The organism is Pseudomonas sp. S2_C03, assembly GCF_054668405.1.
On the sequence record NZ_CP162766.1, the window covers coordinates 5,985,097 to 5,996,611 of the forward strand.

Sequence of the window (11,515 nt, forward strand, 5' to 3'; positions counted from 1 at the left end):
CGCTACTGACAATTGCGAAGGCTACTCCCGATGATCCGCGCGCCGGTGTACCGGCTCTCCCCTGTTTTGGATGGCCTGCGCTTAAGGATAGTTGGGAATTCGGGAGGTAAAGGGCGGATACGTAATTAGTTGTGGCAGACCGTTCGTCTGGTGTCGCGCAAGCCCGCGGGAGCCGGGGCTTGCGTGTTACAAAAAAATTATTCGCCAGGGTCTTGGGATGTTTCTGTCGGGTAGGTCGTACGCCACAGCTCAAAACCGCCATCCAGGCTGTAGACATCCGAGAAGCCCTGGCCGACCAGATAGGCGGCCGCTCCCTGGCTGGAGTTGCCGTGATAGCAGACCACCACCGTCGGCGCGTCCAGGTCAGCACCCTGGACGAAAGCGTGGAGGGAATGATTGTCCAGATGCTTCGAGCCACTGATGTGCAGGGCGGCGAATGTCGCAGAGTCTCGGACATCGACGACCACCGCGCCTTTTTCGCGCAGGGCCTGGGCCTGTTCTGGGGGGATGCGTTTGAATTCGCTCATGGCGGGTTCCTGTGGCTCGGCTGAACGCGCAGTCTAGCGCTGGGCGCTGGCTGGCGTAGATACGGAAGTGGATGGGACGACTGGCGGCAGGGCATGGCCGTGATCGTCACATTTGCATTGAAGGCGCTCGAGGGTGTCGACGTTCATCAGGGTCATCGATCCACCCCAGACGCAACCGGTATCGAGGGCAAAGATTCCAGGCTCGCTACACCGGCCTTCAAGCGCTGCCCAGTGGCCGAAGACGATCTTCACGTCCTTGGTCTTGCGCTCTTTGTGGCTGAACCAGGGGGCGTAGCCGGGCAGGGCGGTATCAACGCCTTCCTTGCTCTTGAGATCCAGCTTGCCCTCGCTGGTGCAGAAGCGCATGCGGGTGAAATAGTTGGTGATCACTCGCAGGCGAGACACGCCTTTGAGGTTGTTGTCCCATTTCAGCGGTTCGTTGCCGTACATGCCGTCGAGGTAAGGCGTCAGGCGGTTGTCGTCACGCAGCACTTCCTCGACTTCTGCCGCGTACTTGAGGGCCTTGCGCAAGGACCACTGTGGCGGGATGCCTGCGTGTACCAGGGCAATGTTGCGCTGCTCGTCGTAATGCATGAGTTTCAGTTGGCGCAGCCACTCAAGCAAGTCTGCACTGTCAGGAGCCTGAATGATTTCGCGCAGGGTATCGGATTTCTTCAGGCGCTCGATGTTGTGCCCGGCCGCCAGCAAGTGCAGGTCGTGGTTGCCGAGCACGCACACGAGGGACTGGCGAATGCCATAAAGGAAGCGCAAGGTTTCCAGGGACTGTGGGCCGCGGTTGACCAGATCGCCCACGAGCCACAACTTGTCACGGGTCGGGTCGAAGGCGACCTGCTCAAGCAAGCACTTGAGCGGTTCGAGGCACCCTTGCAAGTCTCCGACGGCGTACGTTGCCATCAGTGCAGTGCTCCCGGCACGGCCAGCCGGAAGGGGGCGATGATGGCGTCGAAGTGTTTCCCATCGTCGGCAATCATCTGATAGGTGCCTTGCATGGTGCCGACCTTGGTCGTCATCACCGTGCCACTGCTGTAGGTATGGTTATCACCGGCCGCAATCAACGGTTGCAGACCCACGACCCCGGCGCCACGCACTTCCTCGACATGACCGTCACCATCAGTGATCACCCAGTGCCGAGACAGCAATTTGGCGGGTAATTCGCCATTGTTGTGCACGGTAATGGTGTAGGCGAAGGCAAAGCGGTTGTGCTCGGGTTGCGATTGTTCTGCCAGATAGCGGGTGACGACGCTGACGTCGACCTGATAACGAGGATCGGACATTCAAAAGGCCTTAAAAACGAAGCGGGACGCGGGGCGTAGCTGATGATACTCAGTCTAGGCCAAGTATCGGGTAGTAAACCAGACATGATGGCTGGTGTCCTACCCGATGGCGTTCGAAGCCTGTCAGTCGGCGGCGGGCTTTTGCGGGGATTGTTCGCTGAGTTTGTCGGCCAGGCGCACGAAGGCGGCCAGGTCGAGCTGTTCCGGACGCAAGCTGCCGTCGACGCCAGCGGCAGTAATGTCGTCGCTGCTCAGCAGTAATTTGAGGGTGTTGCGCAGGGTCTTGCGGCGCTGGTTGAAGGCTTCGCGCACGACACGCGCCAGCAGGCGATGATCCTTGGCCGGATGCGGCAGGACGGCATGCGGCACCAGGCGAACGATGGCCGAATCGACTTTCGGTGGCGGGTTGAATGCACCCGGCCCGACATTGAACAGGTGCTCTACACGGCAGTGATACTGAACCATGATCGACAAGCGACCCCAGTCGCCGCCGCCAGGACCCGCAGCGAGGCGCTCGACCACTTCCTTTTGCAGCATGAAGTGCATGTCACGGATGATCCCTGCGTTGTTGAGCAGGTGGAAAATCAGTGGCGTGGAGATGTTGTACGGCAGATTGCCGACGACTCGCAGGCTGTTCGGCGCGGCGTTCAGGCTGTTGAAGTCGAACTTCAACGCGTCGCCCTGATGCAGGTTGAAATTGCTCTTGCCGGCGAACTGCTGGTTGAGGATCGGGATCAGGTCCTTGTCCAGCTCCACCACGTCCAACTGGGCTCCGCTGCCCAGCAAACCCTGGGTGAGGGCACCCTGACCTGGACCGATTTCCAGCAGTCGGTCATCGGGTTTGGCATGAATGGCGCGCAGGATGCGGTCGATAACGCCGGCATCGTGCAGGAAGTTTTGGCCAAAGCGTTTGCGCGCCTTGTGTTGGTAGTGCTCGGTCATAAACGGGTCTCGGCCATCTGGTAGGCGGTTTCCAGGGCGACTTGCAGGCTGCCGGTGTCGATCTTGCCGCTGCCGGCCAGGTCCAGGGCGGTGCCGTGGTCGACTGAGGTGCGGATGATCGGCAGGCCCAGAGTCACATTGACTGCCGCGCCGAAACCTTTGTATTTCAGTACGGGCAGCCCCTGATCGTGGTACATCGCCAGCACCGCGTCGCAGTGCTCCAGATATTTTGGGGTAAACAGCGTGTCGGCTGGCAGGGGGCCTCGCAGGTCCATGCCGTCGCCGCGCAGGCGCTCAAGGGTGGGTTCGATGATGTCGATTTCTTCATGGCCCAGGTGACCGCCTTCACCGGCATGGGGGTTGAGCCCGCAGACCAGGATACGTGGCCGGGCGATGCCGAATTTTTGCTGCAGGTCGGTGTGCAGGATTCGCGTGACCCGCTCCAGGCGCTCCGGCGTGATTGCATCGGCAATGTCGCGCAGGGGCAGGTGGGTGGTGACCAGTGCCACGCGCAAGCCGCGAGTGGCGAGCATCATCACCACCTGTGCGGTATGCGTCAGGTCGGCAAGAAACTCGGTGTGGCCGGAAAAGGCGATCCCCGACTCGTTGATCACGCCCTTGTGCACCGGCGCGGTGATCATGCCGGCGAAATGCCCGTCCAGGCAGCCCTGGCCTGCGCGGGTCAGGGTTTGCAGAACGAATGGGGCATTGGCCGTGTCGAGCTGGCCTGCCGTCACGGGCGCCGCGAGCGGTGTGTCCCAGACGTACAGGCTGTTGGCTGGCGCGGGTACATTCGGCCAGTTGTCCGGCGTCACCGATAGCAAATCGACGGCTACGCCCAGCTGCGCGGCCCGCTCAACAAGCAGGTCGCGGCTGGTAATGGCAATCAGGGGGTGTGGCTGGGGTTGCGAGGCGAGCAACAGGCACAGGTCTGGACCGATGCCCGCTGGTTCGCCGGGTGTCAGCGCGAAACGTTTGGGTTTCACTGCGCTGCCTGGTCTGCGCCAGGAAGTTTGATTTCGACATAGGCTTCGTCACGGATCTGACGCAGCCAGGTTTGCAGCTCTTCGTCGTATTTGCGGTTACGCAGCACGGTCATGGCTTGCTGCTCCCGCGCCTGGTTGGTGCTATCGGTCGCGCGACGGCCAAGGACTTCCAGTACGTGCCAGCCGTATTGGGTCTGGAACGGCTTGGACAACTGACCTTGTGGGGTCTTGGCCATCACTTCGCGGAATTCGGGTACCAGTGCATTTGGATCGATCCAGTTCAAGTCACCACCGTTGAGGGCGGAACCCGGATCTTCCGAATAGCTTTTGGCCAGCTCACCGAAATCTTCACCCGCTTCGATGCGGCTGTAGAGCGACTCAACCAGCGCCTTGGTTTTTGCCTCGTCGCGGATCGGGCTTGGCTTGACCAGAATATGACGCACGTGAACTTCGTCACGAGTCTGGGTTTCGCCGCCACGCTTGTCGAGGATCTTCAGGATGATGAAACCGCCCGGGGTGCGCATCGGTGGAGTGATATCACCGACTTTCATGGTGCTCAGCATACGATCGAACGGAGGTGGCAACTGGGCAGCTTTGCGATAGCCCATGTCGCCGCCTTCCAGTGCGGTTTCGCTGGCGGATTTGGCAATTGCCATTTGACCAAAGTCAGCGCCTTGCTGCAGTTGCTGGTAAACCGCGTCTGCCTGTTTGGCTGCATTCTGAATCGCGTCGGAGTTGGCGCTTTCCGGCGTAGGGATCAGGATGTTGGCCAGGCGGAACTCTTCGGACAGCTGCATTTTACCCAGGTCAGAGGCGAGGAAGTTCTTCACTTCTTGCTCGGAAACCTGAATGCGCTCGGCCACACGACGCTGGCGCACACGGCTGATGATCATCTCGCGACGAATCTGCTCGCGAGCGTCCTCGTAGGACAGGCCATCACGCGACAGTGCGGCGCGGAACTGTTCAAGCGACATGTTATTGCGCTGGGCAATGGTGCCAACCGCCTGGTTCAGTTCTTCGTCAGTGATGCGAATGCCGGAACGTTCGCCGATCTGCAGTTGCAGGTTCTCGACGATCAGGCGCTCCAGCACCTGCTGGTCCAGCACGCCGGCCGGCGGTATGGCAGAGCCGCGCTTGGCGATGGTTTGCTGAACTTCGTGAACACGCTGGTCCAGTTGGCTCTGCATGACCACATCGTTATCGACAATGGCCACCACTTTATCGATGGACTGTACTGCGGCATTCGCCGCAGTACCCAGGAACAGCGCGCCCAGTACGAGCGGGCGCAGACAATCAGAAAGCTTGGTCTTCACGTTCACGATAACCTTGGATGCCTTTGTCGAGGAAGCTCTCTACTTTGGCGCCGGTGAGGCCGCCGAGACCTTTCAGAACGATTTGTAGGAAGACGCCGTGGTCGCCTTTTTCGTTTTGTGGCGCTTCCTGACTGAATTCGTCGTAGGAAACCCAGTAACGGTTGATCAGGCGCAGTTTCCAGCAGCAATTGTCGTACTCAAAACCACCAAAGGCTTCCAGGGTACGGTTGCGGTTGTAGTCATACTGCCAGCGGCTGATGGCGTTCCACTGCGGCACGATCGGCCAGATCACCGAGAAGTCGTGCTGCTGGATCTTGTAGTAGTCCTTCACGTAGCCAGGTTGGCCCGGTGTGCCGTAGTCACCACCACCCACCGACCATTTACCGGTGTTCTGGTCGTAACGGACCTGGTCATTACGATAGCGATAGCCGGCGTTGATGACCTTGTTCGGGTTGTCTTCTGGCTGGTAATGGAACATCGCGCTGCCGGAGCGAGGGCTGCGGCTGTCCGGGTCCCAGTTGTAATCGGCAGTGGTGCGCCAATCACGGTTCCAGCGGTATTCGTATTCCAGCGCGTAGGGCGAAACGTCCGACTGCGAGTCTTTGCGGGTTCGTGCATCGATACCCGGCAACTGTACTTTGCGGTCTTTGAAGTAGTAGGCCTGGCCCACGCTGATGCGCTGACGTTCGAAGCCATTGTCTTCGATCCAGCGGTTGGTCACACCCAACGACAGTTTGTTCTCGTCACCGACGCGGTCAGATCCTGAGAAGCGGTTGTCGCGGAACAGCGACGAGTAGTTGAAGGTGTACTCGCCGGTGTCGAACACAGGGATATCGCTCTGGTCTTTCTCCGGAACATAGAGGTAGAACAGACGAGGTTCGAGGGTCTGGCGATAGTCTTTGCCGAACCAGTTGGTGTTGCGATCGAAGTACAGGCCGCTGTCAATGCTGGCAATCGGCACGCCACGGTTCTGGTTGCTGCTGAAGGTGCCGTTGAGGCGATTGCCTTCGGCGTCCTGGCCGGCGATGTCGGCTTTGCCCTGTGCGTCGAGATCCAGTTGGTACTGGGTGTATTGATACTTGAGCGATGGCTTCACGAAGCCATAGGTCCAGTTCATTGGCAGGCTGACACCCGGCTTGAGGTTCAGGCGGTCACCGTTGGCACGAGCCAGGCCGAACACGTTGGTGTCCAGGCGAGGCGACAGTGTGCCATTTTCATCGGAGAACTGACCGGTCTTCAAGTCACGATCAAACCGTACGAGCTCGGTCTCGTAGTCGAAATTCAGGCCGTTAGGGTGCATCGGCAACTGACCAACGAAGGTGATCTGCGGCAGACGATCATACGGAGTGATATTCGAAACGGTCGCCAGTTGATAGGCCTGTGCATTTATGCGAGCGGTATAACTGTCGCCACGGTAGCTGACCGAGCCCTGCTGGTTGACGTAGTCCTCACTTTTCACGCCAATCTGGTCAGTCTGCAGATCCTGGAAGTAATACGGATCGCTGATCTTGGTGTAGTCAACCTGGGTGTAGACGCGAGAGTCCAGACCACCCTGGTGCTGCCAGTTGTACATGTAGCGGGTTTTTTCGTAGTCGGTCTGCTTGCTGCGATCGGTATCCTCGTCGTTGAGGTACGCGGCGCCGAACTGACCTTCGCTGGATTTGGTCAGGTAGCGGAACTCGCCTTCCATCAACAGGCCGCGCTTGCTCATGTAGCGCGGGTACAACGTGGCGTCGTAGTTCGGTGCCAGGTTGAAGTAGTACGGAGTGACCAGCAGGAAGCCGGTATCGCTGCCGCTGCCGATGGTCGGCGGCAGGAAGCCGGACTGGCGACGGTCGTCGATCGGGAAGTAGATGTACGGCGTGTACAGGACTGGAATGTCCTTGACCCGCAGTGTCACGTTGGTCGCGGTACCGAAACCGGTGGCCGGGTTCAAGGTGATGTTGTTGCCCTTGAGCTGCCAGGCGTTACTGTTCGGTTCGCACGTGGTGTATGTACCATCCTTGAGGCGGATGATCGCGTTCTCGGCACGCTTGGCGTACAGCGCGTTACCGCGAATACGCGACTTGTGCATCACGTATTCGGCGTTGTCGACCTTGGCTTCGCCGGTGTCGAGTTGCACTTCGGCGTGGTCACCGACGATCAGCGCGCCGTTGTCGCGAATGCGCACGTTGCCGTCCAGTTCACCACGGCTTTCAGCCTGGTAGAGGTTCGCTTCGTCGGCTTCCGCCTGCATGCTGCCCTGGCGAAGGACCACGTCGCCGGCGAGGGTAGCAATCTGCTCATCCTGCTTGTAACGCGATGCCTTGGCGCCGACGAAGGTCGGGGCGTCACTTTTATTCGTCTTGTCATTCATGCCAGGACGAATCGGTTCGATATAGGAACCAGAGCAGTAAGGACCGGTTTCGGCCAATTGCGCTGCGGTGAGCTTCTCGCGCGGAACCCAGTCAAGGTGGCTGTAGTCTTCGCTACGGGACTTGAGGCCGCGACCTTTTGATTCGGTAACCAGCACAGGCTTGGTGCCTGTTTCTTCGCTTGAGCCGGTCTGCGCCGGAGCGTCGCCACTGGAGCTGACTGCGCTGCCGTCATGGACGGGACGCGGTGGCAATGCCGCCGCCGGCGTCTTGGGCGCACAGTCCCAGGCACCCGAAGCAGAGACGGAGCAGTCATACTGTTCCGCAGCGACCACGTACGAAGTGGCTAAAGGTTGCAGGGCCAGCAGACTGCCGGTAACCAACAACGGAAATTTTTTACGAAACGCGGGGGATTTCAATGCCATCTTATTAGTCCGGGCTTCCTGCGTGCCATCTGCCCGCGGTGTGGGCCGCACGCCTCTCGATGGTCTGAAAAAGATGCTGGATAATAAAGCATGACCCGCTTGACGGCTAGGGCCGTCGGAGACCCTTGTAATGCCTGACCAAGATGTACGTTTGCAACACCTGAAAGTTTGGCTCGATGAGCAATTGGCGGTCCTCTTTGCAGAGCAGGGTTGGGGCGCCGTACCCCCGGCCACGTTGACTGCGGCCAGTAGTGACGCGAGTTTTCGACGCTATTTCCGGTGGGAGGGAGCGGGAAGAAGTTTCATCGTCATGGACGCTCCTCCACCCCAGGAAAACTGCAAACCCTTCGTGGATATCGCTTTTTTATTGGCGAAATCCGGAATAAATGTGCCGAAAATTTATGCCGAAGACCTCGAACGCGGGTTTCTTTTGCTCAATGACCTGGGCAACAAGACGTATCTGGACGTCATTGACAATGAAAATGCAGACGGTTTGTTCAGCGATGCGTTGCAAGCCTTGCTCGCTTTTCAGCAGCTGCCGATGGTTGCGCCGCTTCCCAGTTATGACGTAGCGCTGCTGCGTCGCGAATTGGAGTTGTTCCCCGAGTGGTATGTGAAGCACGAGTTGGGTATCGAGTTCGACCCGGCTCAACAAGTGCTCTGGGATAACTTGACGCAGTTGTTGATCGACAGTGCCCTGGCCCAGCCCAAAGTGCTGGTTCATCGCGACTACATGCCGCGCAATCTGATGCTCAGTGAACCCAACCCCGGCGTGCTGGATTTCCAGGACGCGGTCTACGGCCCCGTGACCTATGACGTCACTTGCCTGTTCAAGGATGCTTTCCTCAGTTGGCCGGAAGAGCGGGTGCTCGGCTGGTTGGAAAATTACTGGAAGCAGGCCGCTACCCTGGGCATTCCGGTACAGCCGGACGTCGAGGACTTCCTGCGGGCCAGCGACCTGATGGGCGTTCAGCGTCATCTGAAGGTCATCGGCATTTTCGCCCGCATCTGCCACCGTGACGGCAAACCACGTTACCTGGCTGACGTGCCGCGATTCTTTGCTTATATAGAGTCGGTGATCGCCCGCCGGCCAGAACTGGCCGAACTGGATGTGCTACTTCTCAGTCTGCGTGCCGGAGCCAATGCATGAAGGCAATGATTCTCGCGGCTGGCAAGGGGGAACGCATGCGCCCCCTGACCTTGACGACACCCAAGCCACTGGTGCGAGCCAACGGCGTTCCGTTGATCGAGTATCACCTGCACGCACTGGCTGGTGCAGGATTCACCGACATCGTGATCAACCATGCGTGGCTGGGTCAGCAGATTGAAGACTATCTGGGTGACGGCTCACGGTATGGCGTGAGCATTGAGTACTCGCCGGAAGGTGAGCCGCTGGAAACTGGCGGCGGAATCTTCCGTGCGTTGCCGTTGCTCGGCGATGAAGCGTTTGTGGTGGTTAATGGCGATATCTGGACCGATTACGATTTCAGCGTGTTGCACCAGCCAATCACCGGCCTGGCTCATTTGGTGCTTGTGGATAACCCGCTTCATCACCCGGGCGGTGATTTCCTGCTGGTCGATGGTGAAGTACAGGACGGTCAACCGAAAGGGTCGAACCTGACCTACAGCGGTATCGCTGTGCTGCATCCGCAATTGTTCGATGGCTGTTCGGCCGGAGCGTTCAAGCTGGCGCCGCTGTTGCGCAAGGCGATGGCTGAAGGGCAAGTGACTGGGGAGCGGTTGTGTGGTCGTTGGGTGGATGTCGGCACGCTCGAGCGACTTGCGCAAGTCGAAACCTTGATCGGAGCGGGTCGCTGACATGTTGTGGCCAGGGACTCTGATTGGAGCCGGAGCAGGCTTTTTTGTCGCCAGCATTCCGGGGGCCTTGCTTGGCGCTTTACTGGGCCAGGCACTGGATCGACGCTTGCAATTGCGCAGTTGGGCGCAGTTGCGCGAAATGCTCGGTGGTCGGTCGGCCCTGCGTAACGATGAATTGTTATTCGTGCTGCTGGGGCGGTTGGCCAAGAGTAACGGAAGGGTGATGGACGGCCATATCCAGCAGGCGAGACGGGAAATGGAGTCGCTGGAGATGACTGAGGCGGCCAGGCAGCGGGCCATCGCGGCATTCAACCGGGGAAAGTCAGGTCATGACCCATTACGCCGCTACCTGCGCCGACTGAGTGTTCAGCCTCATGCGGCCGAAGGCGTATTGCGCGCCTGCTGGCGAATGGTCTGGGCTGACGGTCGCGCCGGTACTGCCGAGCGCAAGCTGATCGCACAATGGGGCAAGTGGCTCGGCTGGAAGTCATATCAGGTGCAGGCACTGGCGGCGGATTACGAGCCCGCCAGACGCTCAATGCCCAACAGTACCCAGGTTTACAAGGACGCCATGCAGTTACTGGGGGTGGCCGCTGACACAGAACCGGCGCAGATCAAGCGCGCCTATCGACGCATGCTCAGTCGGCATCATCCCGACAAGGTCGCCGGCAGCGGCGCCACGGCAGCCCAGGTGCGAAAGGCCACTGATATGACGCGTGAATTACATAGTGCCTACACGTTGATTCGTCAGAAACGGGATTTTTAGCAGGGAGATTGTTGGTGCACCCATCGCGAGCCTGCTCGCGATGGAGGCGACTCGGTCTATCAATCCGTTTGGGACTGAGGATTCAACCACCCTCGCACCCGACGCACCAATTGTTCCTGCTGGTCTTTATCGTTGCCCGGTATCGTCTTGAGCGACACCTGGCTGTATGCCGACGCCTTCAGGCGCTTGCTGGCCTGCAAGCGTTCCAGCGCTGCGTTGCGATCCAGCCGCTTGTCCATGTAGAAGATGTCGGCCGTTGGCAGTTTCAGGGTTGGCGTCAACTCCACCAGCTCAGGCTTCACCGCCGTGGGTGCCTGGGCCGCAACCATCACGAACTTTTCCACCTGCGAGGGCTGTTTCTCGCTCAGATAACGCGCCGCCCAATAGGCGCCCGTGCCATGGCCGAGCAGCACGATGCTGCGAGCGCTTTGTTGTTCGGCGTAGGCCATGGCGGCATCGATGCGTGCGAAGATCCGCTCGGCATCGGCTTTGGCTTGTTCGTCGCTGGTTTCGGCAACCGCCTTGTCAACCATATCGGTTTCACCGCCGGCCGCCTGCTCGATGGGGGCGGCAGTGGTCGAGTCCTTGCTGCCGACATCAGGCGCTTTTACCGTGGAAGGGACTTCGATAACCCGGGGCGCGATGACATCGCTTTGTTGATCGGGCAGAGTGATACTCAGGCTGCTCCACTGCGCGTCCGGAAGTTTTTGGCGCAGTGGACTGATTGCTTGCGGCCAGTCAACGGTTTCACCGGCGCCCGGGATGATAATGACTGCACCCTTGGGTTCGGCAGTATTGGCCGGTTTCCACAAGGCCAGAAACGTATCGCTGCCGGCCTGCAGTTGTTGCTGTTCCTGCGCTGGGATTTTTCGTTCAAGTGCTGTCGATTCTTCCTGGCTACGCTCAAGGAGCGGCTGACGTTCCACCGGCTTCTCGTCGGCGGGTTGTTGCGCAGCAGCGGGTGTCGGGTCAGCGGCCTCGACGGAAAAGGCACAAGGCAGGATCAGCGACAGGCACAATGCTGGCAGTGCCAGGCGAAAGACAGGGGGCATCGGATATTCCAGGCCAGAAGTTATTCCGGCAGCCTAA

11 protein-coding genes are annotated in these 11,515 nt (G+C 59.4%); 3 read left to right on the top strand and 8 right to left on the bottom strand.

The window, feature by feature from the left end; translation table 11 throughout:
• Window positions 1-197 precede the first annotated feature (197 nt).
• The 7 genes from glpE to AB4N64_RS27550 form a co-directional block, all read right to left on the bottom strand.
• A complete protein-coding gene (gene glpE, locus AB4N64_RS27520; protein WP_460120330.1) occupies window positions 198-527 on the bottom strand; it encodes a thiosulfate sulfurtransferase GlpE in 330 nt (109 codons plus the stop codon).
• 33 nt (window positions 528-560) lie between these two features.
• Entirely contained in the window at window positions 561-1,442 is an 882-nt protein-coding gene (locus AB4N64_RS27525) for a symmetrical bis(5'-nucleosyl)-tetraphosphatase (RefSeq protein WP_460120333.1), read from the bottom strand.
• The gene (gene apaG / locus AB4N64_RS27530; protein WP_460120335.1) at window positions 1,442-1,822 is read right to left on the bottom strand and encodes a Co2+/Mg2+ efflux protein ApaG; all 381 of its coding nucleotides are present in this window, start codon (window positions 1,820-1,822) and stop codon (window positions 1,442-1,444) included. The genes AB4N64_RS27525 and apaG overlap by 1 nt, the downstream gene beginning before the upstream one ends.
• A 123-nt stretch (window positions 1,823-1,945) precedes the next feature.
• Window positions 1,946-2,764 (bottom strand): 16S rRNA (adenine(1518)-N(6)/adenine(1519)-N(6))-dimethyltransferase RsmA, encoded by an 819-nt coding sequence (gene rsmA, locus AB4N64_RS27535; protein ID WP_460120338.1) that lies wholly within the window; start codon window positions 2,762-2,764, stop codon window positions 1,946-1,948.
• Window positions 2,761-3,750 (bottom strand): 4-hydroxythreonine-4-phosphate dehydrogenase PdxA, encoded by a 990-nt coding sequence (gene pdxA / locus AB4N64_RS27540; RefSeq protein ID WP_460120341.1) that lies wholly within the window; start codon window positions 3,748-3,750, stop codon window positions 2,761-2,763. The genes rsmA and pdxA overlap by 4 nt, the downstream gene beginning before the upstream one ends.
• On the bottom strand, window positions 3,747-5,069 hold the full coding sequence (surA, locus tag AB4N64_RS27545; RefSeq protein WP_460120343.1) for a peptidylprolyl isomerase SurA: 1,323 nt from the start codon (window positions 5,067-5,069) through the stop codon (window positions 3,747-3,749). The genes pdxA and surA overlap by 4 nt, the downstream gene beginning before the upstream one ends.
• On the bottom strand, window positions 5,044-7,842 hold the full coding sequence (locus AB4N64_RS27550) for an LPS-assembly protein LptD (RefSeq protein WP_460120345.1): 2,799 nt from the start codon (window positions 7,840-7,842) through the stop codon (window positions 5,044-5,046). Before AB4N64_RS27550 ends, surA begins: the two co-directional genes overlap by 26 nt.
• 130 nt (window positions 7,843-7,972) lie before the next feature.
• On the opposite strand from AB4N64_RS27550, the gene AB4N64_RS27555 reads away from it, so the two are divergent.
• Genes AB4N64_RS27555 through AB4N64_RS27565 form a run of 3 tightly spaced genes read left to right on the top strand, consistent with a single transcriptional unit; the run spans window position 7,973 to window position 10,426 of the window.
• Window positions 7,973-8,992, top strand: a complete 1,020-nt coding sequence (locus AB4N64_RS27555; RefSeq protein WP_460120346.1) for an aminoglycoside phosphotransferase family protein — start codon at window positions 7,973-7,975, stop codon at window positions 8,990-8,992.
• A complete protein-coding gene (gene murU / locus AB4N64_RS27560) occupies window positions 8,989-9,660 on the top strand; it encodes an N-acetylmuramate alpha-1-phosphate uridylyltransferase MurU (protein ID WP_460120348.1) in 672 nt (223 codons plus the stop codon). The genes AB4N64_RS27555 and murU overlap by 4 nt, the downstream gene beginning before the upstream one ends.
• A gap of 1 nt (window position 9,661) precedes the next feature.
• Window positions 9,662-10,426, top strand: a complete 765-nt coding sequence (locus AB4N64_RS27565; RefSeq protein ID WP_460120350.1) for a TerB family tellurite resistance protein — start codon at window positions 9,662-9,664, stop codon at window positions 10,424-10,426.
• A 59-nt stretch (window positions 10,427-10,485) separates the two neighbouring features.
• Here the strand turns inward: AB4N64_RS27565 and AB4N64_RS27570 are convergent, their stop codons facing one another.
• Window positions 10,486-11,478, bottom strand: a complete 993-nt coding sequence (locus AB4N64_RS27570; protein WP_460120352.1) for an alpha/beta hydrolase family protein — start codon at window positions 11,476-11,478, stop codon at window positions 10,486-10,488.
• Between the last annotated feature and the right edge of the window lie 37 nt (window positions 11,479-11,515).